At 64.6% G+C, this 15,187-nt stretch carries 13 protein-coding genes; 9 read left to right on the top strand and 4 right to left on the bottom strand.

Going from position 1 to position 15,187, the window contains the following annotated elements:
• The first annotated feature begins 10 nt into the window (after positions 1-10).
• On the top strand, positions 11-3,187 hold the full coding sequence (locus tag ACRECS_RS26515; RefSeq protein ID WP_431585975.1) for an efflux RND transporter permease subunit: 3,177 nt from the start codon (positions 11-13) through the stop codon (positions 3,185-3,187).
• Between the two features lie 3 nt (positions 3,188-3,190).
• Positions 3,191-4,615, top strand: a complete 1,425-nt coding sequence (locus tag ACRECS_RS26510; RefSeq protein ID WP_431585974.1) for an efflux transporter outer membrane subunit — start codon at positions 3,191-3,193, stop codon at positions 4,613-4,615.
• A gap of 27 nt (positions 4,616-4,642) precedes the next feature.
• Here ACRECS_RS26510 and ACRECS_RS26505 read toward each other — a convergent pair whose 3' ends face one another.
• The gene (locus ACRECS_RS26505; protein WP_431585973.1) at positions 4,643-4,984 is read right to left on the bottom strand and encodes a hypothetical protein; all 342 of its coding nucleotides are present in this window, start codon (positions 4,982-4,984) and stop codon (positions 4,643-4,645) included.
• Between the two features lie 50 nt (positions 4,985-5,034).
• Here ACRECS_RS26505 and ACRECS_RS26500 point away from each other — a divergent pair, with 50 nt between their 5' ends.
• Together ACRECS_RS26500 and ACRECS_RS26495 are read left to right on the top strand one after the other, a co-directional pair.
• On the top strand, positions 5,035-6,471 hold the full coding sequence (locus ACRECS_RS26500; protein WP_431585972.1) for an MFS transporter: 1,437 nt from the start codon (positions 5,035-5,037) through the stop codon (positions 6,469-6,471).
• A gap of 247 nt (positions 6,472-6,718) precedes the next feature.
• Complete coding sequence (locus ACRECS_RS26495; protein WP_431585971.1) at positions 6,719-7,942, top strand: glycosyltransferase; 1,224 nt, start codon at positions 6,719-6,721, stop codon at positions 7,940-7,942.
• A gap of 51 nt (positions 7,943-7,993) precedes the next feature.
• Here the strand turns inward: ACRECS_RS26495 and ACRECS_RS26490 are convergent, their stop codons facing one another.
• Complete coding sequence (locus ACRECS_RS26490; protein ID WP_431585970.1) at positions 7,994-9,727, bottom strand: DUF885 domain-containing protein; 1,734 nt, start codon at positions 9,725-9,727, stop codon at positions 7,994-7,996.
• A gap of 138 nt (positions 9,728-9,865) precedes the next feature.
• On the opposite strand from ACRECS_RS26490, the gene ACRECS_RS26485 reads away from it, so the two are divergent.
• Both ACRECS_RS26485 and ACRECS_RS26480 read left to right on the top strand, forming a co-directional pair.
• Complete coding sequence (locus ACRECS_RS26485; protein ID WP_431585969.1) at positions 9,866-10,690, top strand: alpha/beta fold hydrolase; 825 nt, start codon at positions 9,866-9,868, stop codon at positions 10,688-10,690.
• 93 nt (positions 10,691-10,783) lie between these two features.
• Positions 10,784-11,542, top strand: a complete 759-nt coding sequence (locus ACRECS_RS26480; RefSeq protein ID WP_431585968.1) for a hypothetical protein — start codon at positions 10,784-10,786, stop codon at positions 11,540-11,542.
• Between the two features lie 303 nt (positions 11,543-11,845).
• Here the strand turns inward: ACRECS_RS26480 and ACRECS_RS26475 are convergent, their stop codons facing one another.
• Together ACRECS_RS26475 and eno are read right to left on the bottom strand one after the other, a co-directional pair.
• Complete coding sequence (locus ACRECS_RS26475; protein ID WP_431585967.1) at positions 11,846-12,160, bottom strand: FtsB family cell division protein; 315 nt, start codon at positions 12,158-12,160, stop codon at positions 11,846-11,848.
• Positions 12,161-12,211: 51 nt separating this feature from the next.
• The gene (gene eno, locus ACRECS_RS26470; RefSeq protein ID WP_431585966.1) at positions 12,212-13,489 is read right to left on the bottom strand and encodes a phosphopyruvate hydratase; all 1,278 of its coding nucleotides are present in this window, start codon (positions 13,487-13,489) and stop codon (positions 12,212-12,214) included.
• 158 nt (positions 13,490-13,647) lie between these two features.
• On the opposite strand from eno, the gene ACRECS_RS26465 reads away from it, so the two are divergent.
• Genes ACRECS_RS26465 through ACRECS_RS26455 form a run of 3 tightly spaced genes read left to right on the top strand, consistent with a single transcriptional unit; the run spans position 13,648 to position 15,053 of the window.
• Positions 13,648-14,250, top strand: coding sequence for a hypothetical protein (locus ACRECS_RS26465; protein ID WP_431585965.1), 603 nt, complete (start codon positions 13,648-13,650; stop codon positions 14,248-14,250).
• 45 nt (positions 14,251-14,295) lie between these two features.
• Entirely contained in the window at positions 14,296-14,649 is a 354-nt protein-coding gene (locus ACRECS_RS26460; protein ID WP_431585964.1) for a phage holin family protein, read from the top strand.
• Complete coding sequence (locus tag ACRECS_RS26455) at positions 14,646-15,053, top strand: DUF3618 domain-containing protein (protein WP_431585963.1); 408 nt, start codon at positions 14,646-14,648, stop codon at positions 15,051-15,053. The genes ACRECS_RS26460 and ACRECS_RS26455 overlap by 4 nt, the downstream gene beginning before the upstream one ends.
• Positions 15,054-15,187 lie beyond the last annotated feature (134 nt).

Genomic DNA, 15,187 nt, shown 5'->3' with positions numbered 1-15,187 from the left:
GTAAAGACTCATGGCCCGCTTTTTCATCGATCGCCCGATCTTCGCGTGGGTGATCGCCATCATCCTGATGCTTGCGGGCATATTGGCGATCCGCACCCTGCCGATTGCCCAGTTCCCGACGATCGCGCCGCCCGCCGTCTCGATCACCGCGACCTACCCGGGCGCCGATGCCCAGACGCTCGAGAACACGACGACGCAGATCATCGAGCAGCAGATGAAGGGGATCGACAACCTTCGCTATTTCTCGTCGTCATCGAGCTCCAACGGCATCGTGACGATCACGCTGACGTTCGAACAGGGCACTGACCCCGACATCGCGCAGGTGCAGGTCCAGAACAAGCTGCAGGCGGCAACACCGCTTCTGCCGCAGGAAGTCCAGTTGCAGGGCATCCAGGTCGCCAAGGCGACCGCCAACTTCCTGCTCTTCATCGGGCTGTATTCCGAGGACGGGTCGCACAGCGATATCGACCTGGCCGATTATGCCGTCTCCCGGCTGCAGGATCCGATGAGCCGTGTGAACGGCGTCGGCGACACGCAGGTGTTCGGCGCGCAATATGCCATGCGCATCTGGGTCGATCCGCTGAAGCTCAATTCCTATCAGCTGACCATGAGCGATGTGACGACCGCGGTGCGGGCGCAGAACGCGCAGGTATCGGCCGGCCAGATCGGCGCGCAGCCTGCCCCGAAGGAGCAGATGCTCAACGCGACCGTATCGGTCCAGTCGCGGCTGACCACCCCGGAACAGTTCGCCGCGATCAACCTGAAGAGCAGCGCCGACGGTTCGGTCGTCCGGCTCGGCGATGTCGCCCGGGTCGAAATCGGCGCGGAAAACTATGGCGCCTCGGCCAAGTATAACGGCAAGCCCGCGGCCGGCATCGGCATCAAGCTGGCGCCGGGCGCCAATGCGCTTGCGACGGTCACCGCCGTGCAGGCGCGCGTGGCAGAGGTCGCCAAGCAATTCCCGGCCGATGTCAAAGTGGTCTATCCATACGATACGACGCCGTTCGTCCGGCTGTCGGTCAAGCAGGTGGTGGAGACGCTGGTCGAGGCGGTGGTGCTCGTCTTCCTGGTGATGTTCCTGTTCCTGCAGAATTTTCGCGCCACGCTGATCCCGACCATCGCGGTGCCGGTGGTGTTGCTCGGCACCTTCGCCGTGATGGCGGTTGCCGGCTATTCGATCAACACGCTCACTCTGTTTGGCATGGTGCTGGCGATCGGGCTATTGGTCGACGACGCGATCGTGGTGGTCGAGAATGTCGAACGCCTGATCACCACCGAGCATCTGTCGCCCAAGGAAGCGGCGCGCAAGTCGATGGACGAGATCACCAGCGCGCTGGTCGGCATCGCGCTGGTGCTGTCGGCGGTGTTCCTGCCGATGGCGTTCTTCGGCGGATCGACCGGCGTAATCTATCGCCAGTTCTCGATCACCATCGTCGCCGCGATGGTCCTGTCGATCATGGTCGCGCTGATCCTGACGCCGGCCCTGTGCGCGACGATCCTGAAGCCGCATGATCCCAAAAAGAGCGAAGGCAATGGCCTGCTCGCGCGCTTCTTCCGCTGGTTCAACGACAAGTTCGAACGCGGCCAGAACAAATATGAAGGCGGCGTCAAGGGCATGGCGCGCGGCTGGAAGCGCTCGATGCTGGTGTACCTGCTGATCGCGGTCGGCATGTCGGTGCTGTTCATGCGCCTGCCGACGAGCTTCCTGCCCGATGAAGATCAGGGCATGATGCTGGCGCTGGTCCAGGGTCCGTCCGGATCGACCAGCAGCCGCACCGAAAAGGCGCTGGATGCCGTGCGCGACCATTTGATGACCGCTGAAAAGGCCAATGTCGACGGCGTGTTCACCGTCAACGGGTTCAGCTTTGCGGGATCCGGCCAGAATAGCGGCATCGTGTTCGTCCGGCTGAAGCCCTGGGACGAGCGTCCGGGCGCCGAAAACAAGGCGCAGACGATTGCGCAACGCGCCATGGGGACGCTCTCGCAGTTCAAGGATGCGATGATCTTCACCATCGTGCCCCCGGCAGTGCCGGAACTGGGCAATGCGACGGGGTTCGACATGCAGCTGATCGATACTGGCGGGATCGGCCATGAGAAGCTCGTCGCCGCGCGCAACATGATGATGGGCATGGCGATGCAGGACAAGCGCCTGGTCGGCGTGCGTCCCAATTCGCTCGACGACGCGCCCCAGCTCAAGGTCGATGTCGACCAGAACAAGGCGCGTGCGCTTGGGCTTGATCTGGCCGATATCAACAGCACCATCGCGACCGCCTGGGGCAGTTCCTATATCAACGACTTCATCGATCGCGGCCGGGTCAAGCGCGTCTATGTCCAGGCGGACGAGCCCTATCGCATGGCGCCGGAGGACATCGACAAATTCTTCGTACGCGGCGCGAGCGGCACGATGGCGCCCTTCTCGGCCTTCTCGACGCTGAACTGGGTGCAGGCGCCGTCGCAGCTTACCCGTTATAACGGTCAGCCGGCGATGGAACTGCTCGGCACCGCGGCGCCCGGCTATTCGTCGGGCGATGCGATCAAGGCGATGGAGGAAATCCACGCCAAGTTGCCCCCCGGGACCAGCTATGAATGGTCCGGACTGTCCTATGAGGAGCAGCTCTCCGGCGGCCAGGCGCCTGCGCTCTATGCCCTGTCGCTGCTGATCGTCTTCCTGTGCCTTGCCGCGCTCTATGAAAGCTGGTCGGTGCCGGTATCGGTCATGCTGGTCGTGCCGCTCGGCGTGCTCGGTGCGTTGCTCGCCGCGGCGATCACCGGCCTCAACAACGACATCTATCTGCAGGTCGGCTTGATCACGACGATCGGCGTGTCAGCGAAGAACGCGATCCTGATCGTGGAGTTCGCCGAGGAACGCATGCGCGAAGGCATGAACGCGTTCGACGCGGCGGTTGCCGCGGCCAGGCTGCGCTTGCGCCCGATCCTGATGACCAGCCTCGCCTTTGTCTTCGGCGTGATGCCGCTGGCGATCTCGACCGGCGCCGGCGCGGGCGGGCAGAATGCGATCGGCCGCGCCGTGGTCGGCGGGATGCTCTCGGCCACCATACTCGGCATCTTCTTCGTACCGATGTTCTTCGTCGTCGTCCTGCGCCTGTTCGGCCATGGCGGCGAGAAGACGTCCAAGGATGCCGACCCCGACACCAATGCCCCCTCCCCGGCACCGCAGGAAGCCTGACCCGTGACCCTTCGTTCCCACACCCTCGCCGCGCTCGCCGCAAGCGTCGCTCTGGCCGGTTGCAATCTGGCGCCGAAATATATCCGCCCGGTCGGCGCGGTGCCCGCCGCCCTGCCGCAGGGCGGGGTCTATCCGACCGCGCCGACCGATGCGCCGGACGTGACCAAGATCGGCTGGCGCGACTTCTTCGTCGAGGACCGGCTGCGGCAAGTCATTGCACTGGGTCTCGACAATAATCGCGACCTGCGGCTGGCCGCCGCCAATGTGCTCCAGGCGCGTGCGCAGTACCGCGTGCAGCGCGCCGACCAGTTGCCGTCGATCAACGCCAACGGCCAGGCGACCTATACCAACACCGCCGGGCAGGCAGCGAACTTTGGCGGGGTGGCTGGTGCGTCGGCCAGCGACATTTCGACCTATTCGGCAAATGTCGGCTTCTCGGCATTCGAGCTCGACCTGTTCGGACGGATCCGCAACCTGACCAAGGCGGCGCAGGAGCGCTATTTCGCCAGCGAGGAAGCGCAGCGTTCGACCCGGATCACGCTGATCGCCGAAATCGCCTCGGCCTGGTTGACCCTGGCGTCGGACCAGGACCAGTTGCGCCTGTCGCAGGAGACGCTGAAGGCGTTCGAGCAGACCTTGTCGCTGACCCGCGCGCAGTTCCGCATCGGCGTCGCATCCGAGCTGGAATCCCGCCAGGCGGAAACCAATTACCAGTCCGCCCGCAATGATATCGCCGTCCTGACCACCCGGGTCGCGCAGGACCAGAATGCGCTCAACCTGCTGGTCGGCACCACGGTCGAGGCGAACCTGCTCCCGGCCGGGCTCGGCGATGGCGATGCGATGGTCCAGGCACTGCCGGGCAATCTGTCGTCGGAACTGCTGCTGCGGCGCCCCGATGTGCTGGAGGCGGAGCACCAGTTGATCGCGCAGAACGCCAATATCGGCGCGGCGCGTGCGGCGTTCTTCCCGAGCATCTCGCTCACCGCGACGCTGGGGACGATCAGTCCGGCGCTTTCCGGCCTGTTCGGCAGCGGCACCGGCACCTACAATGTCGCACCGGCCATTTCACTGCCGCTGTTCGATGCCGGCCGCAACCGGGGTAATCTGCGCGCCGCCGAAGCAGCCCAGAAGGGCGCCGTGGCGACATATGAGAAGACCATCCAGACTGCGTTCCGCGAAGTCGCCGACGCGCTGGCGCAGCGCGGGACGATCGACGAGCAAGTCTCGGCGCAGGCGGCACGTGCGGAAGCGGCGCGAGTCGCCGCCAGACTGTCCCAGGCACGCTACACGGCGGGGATCGATTCGTTCCTGGTGTCACTGGATGCGCAGCGCACATCCTATGCCGCTCAGCAGCAGCTGGTCACCACCCGGCTCAACCGCGGTACCAACCTGGTGGAACTGTACCGGTCGCTCGGCGGCGGGCTCTGACCCGCCCCGGCGTCCGGGCCGGGCCGTTCAGGCCGGATCGACCGTCATCAGCGCATCGGCATATTTGAACGAGCCGGGATCGTAGAGATCGCTCGTCACGAACGGGCGATCGGTCAGCGCAAGCTCGCTGAGCCCGGTGAGCTTGAAGGTGCCGACCTTATATTCCTTGGGCGGCTTGCCCTCGCGATCGACCACCACGCCGTCGACGAACAGATCGCCATGCTTGGTGTAGATGACGTGCGGGGCCATCGTCATGCTGACGCGGTTATAGGTCAGCCCGATGCAGCGCTTGCGCACGATCGCTTCGAAAATGGTCGGCACGGGACCCTGCGGCGCGGCCTCGGGGCCGTCATGTTCCGGATACTTCATGTTCGCACCTTAGCACAATATGCTGCATTGCAGCAAGAGATGTCTGACAAATGCGCGAAGGTTGCGTCGCGGCGAACAAACACTATTCGGAACCGGTGAAAGACGGCCTTCCCCTGCCCCGCCGCTACGCCGCGATCGCCGCGATTTCGTGCGGCACGGCGCTGGTCATCATCGATGGCGGCGTCGCCAATGTCGCACTGCCGACCATCGCCCGCGACCTGAAGGTCGACAGTTCCTCGATCGTCACCGTGGTCACCGTCTATCAGCTCGTGCTGGTCATGCTGCTGCTGCCGCTTGCCGGGCTCGGCGACCGCATCGGCCTGAAGCGCATGTACCAATATGGCCAGCTGATCTTCACCGTCGCGACGATCCTGTGCTTTTTCGCCAAGAGCCTGCCTTTCCTGCTGATCGTGCGCGCGGCGCAGGCGCTGGGCGCGGCCGCGGCGCTCAGCGTTTCGTCGGCGCTGATTCGGTCGATCTATCCTTCGAAGCAACTTGGCCGCGGACTCGGCATCAACTCGGTCGTGGTGTCGAGCGCCGCGGCGGCCGCGCCGACGCTTGGCGGGCTGGTGCTGGCGATCGCGCCCTGGCCCTGGGTGTTCGCCAGCGCGGTGCCCTTTGCGCTTGCCTCGCTCGCGCTGGGCCGTGCCCTGCCCGATCCAAAGCCGCGACCCGAACCGTTCGACGTACTCGGCGGCGTGATGTGCGCCGCGATGTTCGGGCTGATCATCGGCGGACTGGAGACCGGCGTCCACGGCGACAGCCCGATCATCTCGGGCGCGATCGTGCTGACCGGCGCGCTGGTCGGCGTGCTGTTCGTGCGGCGCGAACGCGGTGAGGCGCAGCCGATCCTGCCGATCGACCTGCTCTCGCGGCCCGTGCTCGCGCTGTCGGTGGTCGGCGCCTTCACGGCCTTTATCGCCTCGATGACCCTGCTTATCTCGACGCCGTTCCGGCTGCATGAATATGGCTTCACTGCCGCCGCGATCGGTGCGGCGATCGCGCCCTGGCCGCTGACCAACATGATCGTCGCGCCGCTTGCCGGCTGGCTGTCCGACCGCATCCCGGCGGGCCTGCTTGGCGGCATCGGCATGGCGATCTCGATCACCGCGCTGCTGCTGATCGCCTTCATGCCCGCGGACCCGAGCTATTTCGACGTGGCGTGGCGCATGGCGCTGTGCGGATCGGGCTTCGGCACTTTCCTGCCGCCCAATGCGCGCCTGATCATCGGCAGCGCACCGCGCGAGCGCGCCGCCGCGGCGGGCGGGCTGGTGTCAACCGTGCGCCTGGTCGGGCAGACAACCGGCGCGACATTGGTCGCGGCGCTCCTTGCGCTGGGCATCGGTGCCGGGATGGCACCGCCGCTGTTCGCCGCCGGCCTCGCCCTGATCGCCGGGCTGTGCAGCATCGCACGGCTGCGCCCCTCGATCCGCAATCCGCAGCGTGAGGAAACGCAGGACGTTCAACCGGCCAGCACGGTGAAATAGCGTCGCCGGATGCGGCGCTGTGGCGCATTCAATGAGAATGACGGCCAATGAGAATGACGGCAGTCGAGCCAGCCCTGCTGATGGGCGTTTCGTTTCGCGATGAGGAAGTCCGTCGCTAGCCGACGACAAGGGCGCGGGAGAGTGCCTCCTCTTGCCATAAGAAGCGTATAACGGGCCGGGGGGCTTGCGGCAAGCCCCCGGTCATGCGCCATGAACGCCACCCAGCTCAAGACATGGGAGTAGCGAAATGCGTGTTCTATTAACGACTTATGGGTCGCGCGGGGACGTCGAGCCGATGGCGGGACTCGCAGTCGAGTTGCGCGCTCTGGGCGTTGAGGTGCTGGTGTGTGCGCCGCCGGACCAGGATTTTGTCGACCTGCTAAACCGCGCCGGCTTGCCCTTGATACCGGCCTTTTCTTCGGTGCGTGAATGGGTGACCAAGGCGCTGGAGAACAAGGCGGCGGTCGATCTGCCGGCACGTGCCGCCGAGATCGTCGCGGCGCAATTCGACGCGATTGCCCCGGCTGCCCAGGGGTGTGACCTGATCCTGGCAGCCGGTCTGTTCCCATCCACCGCGGCGGCGCGGTCAGTGGCCGAGCAACTGGGCATCCGCTATGTCTACGCAACCTATTGCCCGCACTGGCTGCCCTCGGCGCATCACCGGCCGCACGCCTATCCGGGCCACCCCGTTCCGGCGGACGTGACCGACAACCGGGTGCTGTGGGACCGGGATATCCAGACCATGAATGCGGTGTTCGGCGGCGGGGTCAACGCGCACCGCAAATGGATCGGTTTGCCGCCGGTGGACAATGTTCGCGATCATGTCTTTACCGACCGCCCCTGGCTGGCGTCGGACCCGGTCCTGAGCTCGTGGCAGCAGACCGACCTGCGCGACGTCGTGCAGACCGGCGCGTGGATCCTGCCCGACGACCGCCCGCTGCCGGCCGAGTTGCTGGCGTTCCTCGATGCCGGCGCCCCGCCGGTTTATGTCGGCTTCGGCAGCATGCCGATGAGCGCGGCACGAGAGGCCGGCCGGGTCGCCGTGGAGGCGATCCGCGCACAGGGGCGCCGCGTGATTCTTCTGCAAGGCTGGGCGGATCTGGCGCTCACCGACGACCGCGATGACTGCTTCGTCACCGGAGAGGTCAATCAACAGCTGCTGTTCCGCCGGGTGGCGGCCGTCGTGCATCATGGCGGTGCCGGCACCACGACGGCAGCGGCGCGAGCGGGCGCACCTCAGCTGGTCGTGCCGCAGATCGGGGATCAGCCCTATTGGGCCCGCAGGGTGTCCGAACTGGGCATCGGTGCCGGACATGACGGACCAGCGCCGACCTTCGAATCCTTCTCGGCCGCGCTCAAGACGGCGCTGGCGCCCAAAACCGGCGCGCGAGCGACCGCCATATCGGGCACGATCCGCACCGATGGAGCAGCAGTGACCGCGAAACTGCTGCTCGACCTGATCAGCCGCTAAAGCCTTCCGATTCCCACCGGGTCGCCCCGAAAGCGACCCGGCGGGTTCGGCTCAGAACACCGCCTTGGCCGTCGGCTCGCCCATCATCGCCTGGCGCACCAGCGGGATCGGCGGGCCGCCATATTTCAGGAACTCGTCATGGAATGATTTCCATGCCTTGCGCCCGCCGCGCGTCGCGACCCAATCGTCGCGCAGCTTGCGGATCAGCAGCTTGCCCATGGTGTAGTTGAGATAGGCCGGATCATAGGTGCCGCGTGCTGATTGCTGCTTGGCATTGCCCTCATCCTGATAGCATTCGTCGACGAACATCTTGCGCGACTGTTCCTGCGTCATGCCGCGCGCGTGGAGGCCGATCGCCGACAGATACCGGCAATTGCGCAGCAGCGCGTTGGATAGCTGCCCGATATGCGTTTCCGGATCGCCGTCATTCAGGCCGGCATCCCACATCATTTCCTCGGCATAATGCGCCCAGCCTTCGGCAAAGGCATAGCCGACGAACAGCCGCCCGAAGAGCGAGGGCGAGGCATTGGCGTGGCGGAATTGCAGGAAATGGCCCGGCATGACTTCGTGCACCGAGGTGAACAACAGATCCATCTTGCCCGGCACGAAGCCGTCCTGCTCGGCCTTGCTCCAGCTCGGATCGGGCGGCGAGATGTAATAGACCGACGGAATGCCCTTCTCGAACGGTCCCGGCGGATCGATGTAAGCGGAGTTCTGCCGGTTATAGGGCGGGCTTTCCTCGACCAGAGCCTGTTCGTTGTCGGGGATCGAGACGATGTCCTTGTCGATCACGAATGCCCTGAGCAGCGGGATCTGCTTGCGCGCCTCCGCGACCGGCCCGCCCTCGGGCTTGTTGGCGTTCATCTTCGCCATGCAGGCGATGATCGTCGCGCCCGGCGCGAACTGGGCGCAGGCCGCTTTCAGTGCATCCTGGTTGCGCTTGAGATCAGCGCGCCCCGCCGCCTCGAGCTGGTCGAGCGGCACATCGACGCCCTCAGTCATCTTGATCATGCGCGAGAATTTGTCCGCACCGAGCGCGAAATCCTGCGTCGCGGTCGCCTTCTGGCCGTCGAGCCAGCTGCCGAGCTCCTTCATCGCCTTCGACGCCGGGCCGGCCGCCTCGTCGAACTGTTTCTGCAGTGCTGCATCCTGCACGCCGGCAAAGGCCTTTTTCGCGTCTCCGGTGTAATAATCGGCAAAGCCGTTAAAGCCCGCGACGCCGTAATTGATGAAGCTGAGCGGCATCGGCGTTTTCAGATTGGCGCGGATATTCGCCGCCGCCGCCGGGACCTTTTGCAGGAAGGCGATCATCGCCTTCATCCGCGTCGGCGCATCGGCATAATTGCGGGCGATATAGACATTGGGATCAAGCCCGGCGCCGATATACCAGGCGGGATTGGTGTGCGGCTGATCCGCATCCTCGAGCCAGAATAATTTCCCCTCTGCCACGCCGACCAGGTAATCGCGCTCGAATGCGTCCTGCTTGCTCAGCTTCGCCGCGTCGAAGGCACGTGCCTTGACGATCGCATCGCGCAGGAAATCGCCCTGCCGCTTCAGTCCCGCCGCACTCCAGTCGCCCAGCCCGCCGTCGAAATCATGCTTCCCCTGATAGACCGCATTGGCCGGATCGATCCTGAACCAGCCCTCGATAAAGGCGTCGCGAAACCCTGCCCAATTGGCGGTCGGTAGAGTCAGCTCAGTGGTCGTATTGCTCACCGTCGTGGTCGACGGCGCACAGGCCGCAAGCGCGAGGACGGCAATCCCCGCCAGCAATTTCAGTCGCATGGAAATCCTCTCGAGTCGTCGTTGCCGCGATGCTGGCAGGTTGCGATCGCGCGCGCCAGCCCGCCGAACTGCCCGCCGGAACTGCCCCATAGGTCGGCTCGTTCAGGGCATCCCACCCGCGCATCCGGAGTGTTTGCCATGCCCTATATCAAGACCCGCGGCGGTACCGACCTGTATGTGAAGGATTGGGGCAGCGGTCGCCCGGTGATCCTGATCCATGGCTGGCCGCTCTCAGCCGACAGCTGGGATGCGCAGGCTCTGGCATTGGCCGATGCCGGCTTCCGCGCGATCGCCTATGACCGGCGCGGTTTCGGGCGCTCGGGCCAGCCATGGGGCGGCTATGACTATGATATGCTCGCCGACGACCTCGCTGACGTCATGGCGGCAACCGGCGCCGATGATGACGCGGTGCTGGTCGGGTTCTCGATGGGCGGTGGCGAAGTCGCGCGGTATATGAGCCGCCATGACGGCAAGGGCGTGGTCGGCGCCGGCCTGATCTCCTCGGTCGTACCCTATATGCTCAAGACCGACGACAACCCGCACGGGGTGCCCGAGGATCAGCTCCAGGCGATCGGCGACGGCATCCGCAAGGACCGCTACGCCTTCTTCGCGACCTTCTTCAAACAATTTTTCGGGGTCGGCCTGGTCTCCAGCCCGGTCAGTCAGGAAATCCTCGACTGGGCGTGGCAGGTCACCCAGCTGGCGGGCCTGAAGCCGATCCTCGCCTGTGCAGACTCGTTTGGCCATACCGATTTCCGGGCGGACCTGCAGGCGTTCCATGTTCCGACATTGGTCCTTCACGGTACTGCCGATCAAACCGTCCCGATCGACGCCACCGGGCGTGAGGCGGCAAAGGGCATCGCCGGGGCGCAGCTGGTCGAATATGACGGCGCGCCGCACGGGCTGACCATCACGGAAAGCGATCGATTCACCCGGGACTTGCTCACATTCCTTGGCAAATAGAAGATAATTCTTGCTTCTAATCCAGCACTTGTGATCAACAGTTATCAAGATACCTCAAAATCAGCCACGCGCTGAGCACCCGGGAGATTTTTGATGGTCCGCAGCTTTGGCCTGGCGATAACCCTGATCACGGCTGTCGCCGGACTGAGTGGGTGCGGTAGCGCGCCGGATGGCTCGAGCGGTACCAAGGGCAAGGCGGAACCCATCCCGGCGGCTTTCGACACCGCGGCCGGCATACTCTCGGCGCAGGGATGGCGGCTGGCCGACTGTGTCGCGATCGCCGACGACAAGCAGAAGCTCGCTTGTTACGCGGCACTGGGCTTCAAGGAGCCCGGCGACGTCGGCAAGGTCGAGGCGCTCGCCGGGCGGATGGATATTCTGGCCGGCAAGCGCTGGCAAATCACCGCACCCAGCCCGGGCGGCAGCGACAGTTTCCAGGGAACCGCGGTGCTGACCCTTGCCGGGCTGGCGAACCAAGGCCCGATGGCGTTTCGCAATAGCCGCATCACGCTGCGCTGCCCCGCAAACTGGGGCAGCTCGAGCAATATGAAATGGGCGGCTTCGGTCGACCTGCCTTTCGACGCCGCCTATGATTCGAACGGCAAGGATCGCGGGACCATGGCGATCGACATCGACGGAAAGCCCTTCAAGGCGGTGCAATTCTCGCGCAGCAGCTTCAATGTGGAGGCCGATAGCGCCGAGGCCTTTCGCGATGCGATCATTGCCGGAAAGAGTTTTGCGCTGACGCTGGCGACGGTGGACGGCAAATCGGGGGCGATGAAGACCGAGTTGCCGGCGGGCGGTGAGTCACTCAAGGCCTATTTCGACAAATTCTGTCCGGCCAAGGGCTAAAGCTTCGGGCGAGCCATTGCGCTGGTGACGCTGTGGCAATGCGGTTTTTTTTCCGACAATCAGAAAGAGCGCGCCGGAATCAGTCCGGCGAGCGATGACATGCCCGATCCCGTGCCAGGGTTGAATCGCCGCCGGCGACCGGGCCGAACGGACCGGCCATGGAGAAAGGCGACGGGAGATATGGGACACCGGTCGTGTCCGATATCTCGGGCTGCCGCTTCAACGGAATTTCATATAATATCGTTATATATCAGACATTAACCCGGCACACAGGTCAGCGCACCGGCCGAGCGTCGCCTGCCCCTAGGGCTGCATCGGCAAGATGACATCGTCGGGGTGCGCGACGTTCAGTTTCTTGCGCACCAGTTCATCCACCATGTCCGGGTCGGCCTTTTTCGGGTCAAGCAAACCGACCCGGTTCTGCCACTCCGCCCGCTTCTGCTTGAGTGCGGCGAGTTCGACATCGCGCTTGCTCAACTGACGCTTGATATCGCCATAAGCGCGCGCGCCATTGGGACCGAGCACAGCGTAAGTCCCGAATATCGCCATCACGATCAATAGAACCGCCGGGCCAAGGGCCCGGCGGAGCATGAGGCGTAAGGGAGAACGCTTTGTCATTGCGTGATTCTTACTGCACGCGACTCGGGGATCAAGCTTTAATTTACCATGTTACCCGCGCAGTACGCCGCGCCCGGCATAAAGGCCGGCATCGCCCAGCTCTTCCTCGATACGGATCAGCTGGTTGTACTTGGCCAACCGGTCTGAACGCGCGAGGCTGCCGGTCTTGATCTGACCGCAATTGGTCGCGACCGCGAGGTCGGCGATGGTCGAATCCTCGGTCTCGCCCGAACGGTGCGACATGACCGCGGTATAGCCGGCGCGATTGGCCATCGACACGGCCTCCAGCGTCTCGGTCAGTGTCCCGATCTGGTTGACCTTGACCAGCAGCGAGTTGGCCAGGCCATCGGCAATGCCCTGCTTCAGGCGCTTGGGATTGGTCACGAACAGATCGTCGCCGACCAGCTGAACCTTCTTGCCGACCAGGTCGGTCAGCGCCTTCCAGCCTTCGAAATCATCCTCGGCCATGCCGTCCTCGATCGAGAAGATCGGATAGCGCCGGGTCAGATCCGCAAGATATTCGGCCATCTCATGGCTCGACAGGATCTTGTTCTCGCCGGAAATGTCGTACTTGCCGTTCTTGAAGAACTCGGTCGCGGCGCAGTCGAGTGCGATCATCACATCGTCGCCCGGGGTGTAGCCCGCCTTTTCGATCGACGTCATGATGAAGTCGAGCGCATCGCTGGTGCTGGCGATGTTCGGCGCGAAGCCGCCCTCATCGCCGACCGAGGTCGCCAGGCCCTTGTCGTGCAGGCCCTTTTTCAGCGTGTGGAAGATTTCCGATCCACAGCGCACCGCTTCAAACAGCGAGTCCGCACCCACGGGGACGATCATGAATTCCTGAAAATCGATCGGATTATCAGCATGTTCACCGCCATTGATGATATTCATCATCGGCACCGGCAGGACATGAGCGGCGACGCCGCCGACATAGCGATAAAGCGGCAGGCCGCGTGCGTCGGCAGCGGCCTTGGCGGTCGCCAGGCTCACGCCGAGGATCGCGTTGGCGCCGAGCCGTGCCTTGTTCGGCGTACCGTCGAGCTCGATCATCGCCCGGTCGACATCGGCCTGGTCTTCGGCATCGATGCCCAGCACGACCGACGCGATCTCCGAATTGACCGCATCGACCGCCGCCTGCACGCCCTTGCCGAGCCAGCGGCTCTTGTCGCCGTCGCGCTTCTCCACGGCTTCGTGCGCACCGGTCGAGGCGCCCGATGGCACTGCTGCGCGGCCGAAGCTGCCGTCCTCAAGCATGACATCGACTTCGACCGTCGGATTGCCGCGGCTGTCGATGATCTGGCGGGCATGTATGTCGATGATTGCGGTCACGGAACGATCCTTCTAATCGTGGGCGGGCGCCAAGGTTGCGGTGGATGCGGGCCGAGCCTCTATCGGCTAACGGCGCGGGCGGCAATTCGCGGGTGGTCGATGGAACCGGAAGCCATGCTGGCCGGTTGATCGGCACGAGTAATCGAGAAAGGGTTCACATGGCCGAAGACGCTCCCAAGGCTCCGAAACCGGCCACGCCGGTCAAGAAGGCTGCCACGACCGCGACGCCCCGGGCGAAAGCGCTGAACGGTGCCGCCGCGGCCAAGTCGCCCCCCAAGCCCAAGCCCGCAAAACCCCTGAAAGGCCCGACCGTGGACCCCATCGAAAATCCGAAGACCGCCGCCGGCAAGGCCGCGAACGACACCAGCCCGATCTCTGCGCAGGCATTGAAGGACGGCGCGGCCAAGTTCACCAAGGACGCCGGCACCAAAGCGCGCAGCTATGCCGAGGACGGCAAGGCGCGCGCGGGCGGTGCGCTCGACGAGTTGTCGAAGATGATCAACGATGCCGCCGGTACGGTCGATGAGAAGCTCGGCGCGCAATATGGCCAATATGCGCGCACCGCGGCCGAAGCGGTGTCGGGCTTTTCCGAATCGCTGAAGGCAAAGGAAATCGACGATCTGATCGCCGATGCGCGCGGCTTTGTGAAGAAAAGCCCGGTGGTCGCGATTGGCACGGCGGCGGCAATCGGCTTCGTCCTGGTGCGCCTGATCAAATCTGGGATCGACGCTGCAGATCGTACGACCGACGATAAGGCTTAGTTCCGGGCTTGGTCGGGGCGGTTTTTGCGGGTTTCAGGGGGTAGCATGGACGATCAACCGCCGCCCGACGAGAACAGCATCGCGGGGCTGTTTTCGCGGTTAATCGACGACGCCGAACGGTTCGTACGGGCCGAGATCCGGCTGTACCGCGCGCAATTGTTCGATCGCATCGGCGACGCCAAAGCCGCAATCCTGCTCGGCGTGACCGCCTTCCTGCTCGCGCAGAGCGCCTTTATCGCGCTGTTCGTCGGGCTGGTGCTGATCCTGGCGCGCGCAATCGGCCCGGCCTGGGCGATTGTCATCGTTATCGGGTCGGGACTGGTCGTCGCCGGTGTGCTGGTGAAGATCGCCATCGACAAGATCCGCAAGGTCACCGCGATCAAGGATCATGCGGAATGAGCGCCGATACCGGAACCGACGAGCCGGATCTCGCTTTCGCAAAGAAGCGCTCGGCGGAAGCACGCGAAAGACTCGCCGGCACGCTGGTCGAACTGCAGGCACGCCTCAACCCCAAGGCGCTGGCACGCGAAGCGATCCAGGAGTTGAAGGAAGCGGGGCAGGAAATGGCGCGTGAAGGCCTGGAGGCAGCGAAACGCCACCCCCTGACGCTGGCGGGCGCGGCGACCGCGGTCGGAGTCTTCCTGGCGCGCAAGCCGCTGTCGAAGCTGATCAGCGAATTCGGCGAAAGCCAGGTAGAGACGAGCACTCGCGAGGCCGGGGCCGGCGCCGATGCAACCCCTGCCCCGCCGACGAGTTTGACCAAGGAACGGGCCCGCGCCCGTGGCAAGAGGACAAAGACATGACCGACGCGACCCCCAACACTGCCGCCCGCTCCGCTCCGAAGCGCAACGCGCTCGAAAAGACCTATGACAAGGCCGCCAAGGCGATCGACAAGGGCCGCAAGTCCGCGCTGAAGACCGCACGCTCGACCGCCGAC

This window comes from Sphingomonas sp. (assembly GCF_050725575.1).
Taxonomy (GTDB): domain Bacteria; phylum Pseudomonadota; class Alphaproteobacteria; order Sphingomonadales; family Sphingomonadaceae; genus Sphingomonas.
The sequence above is the reverse complement of the archived record's forward strand: the minus strand, read 5'-3'. Positions and strand labels throughout refer to the sequence as shown.

Coding starts and splice junctions, on each gene's coding strand:
- ACRECS_RS26515 (WP_431585975.1), top strand. CDS start 11: ATGGCCCGCTTTTTCATCGATCGCCCGATCTTCGCGTGGGTGATCGCC.
- ACRECS_RS26505 (WP_431585973.1), bottom strand. CDS start 4,984: ATGAAGTATCCGGAACATGACGGCCCCGAGGCCGCGCCGCAGGGTCCC.
- ACRECS_RS26500 (WP_431585972.1), top strand. CDS start 5,035: ATGCGCGAAGGTTGCGTCGCGGCGAACAAACACTATTCGGAACCGGTG.
- ACRECS_RS26495 (WP_431585971.1), top strand. CDS start 6,719: ATGCGTGTTCTATTAACGACTTATGGGTCGCGCGGGGACGTCGAGCCG.
- ACRECS_RS26490 (WP_431585970.1), bottom strand. CDS start 9,727: ATGCGACTGAAATTGCTGGCGGGGATTGCCGTCCTCGCGCTTGCGGCC.
- ACRECS_RS26485 (WP_431585969.1), top strand. CDS start 9,866: ATGCCCTATATCAAGACCCGCGGCGGTACCGACCTGTATGTGAAGGAT.
- ACRECS_RS26480 (WP_431585968.1), top strand. CDS start 10,784: ATGGTCCGCAGCTTTGGCCTGGCGATAACCCTGATCACGGCTGTCGCC.
- ACRECS_RS26475 (WP_431585967.1), bottom strand. CDS start 12,160: ATGACAAAGCGTTCTCCCTTACGCCTCATGCTCCGCCGGGCCCTTGGC.
- ACRECS_RS26465 (WP_431585965.1), top strand. CDS start 13,648: ATGGCCGAAGACGCTCCCAAGGCTCCGAAACCGGCCACGCCGGTCAAG.
- ACRECS_RS26460 (WP_431585964.1), top strand. CDS start 14,296: ATGGACGATCAACCGCCGCCCGACGAGAACAGCATCGCGGGGCTGTTT.
- ACRECS_RS26455 (WP_431585963.1), top strand. CDS start 14,646: ATGAGCGCCGATACCGGAACCGACGAGCCGGATCTCGCTTTCGCAAAG.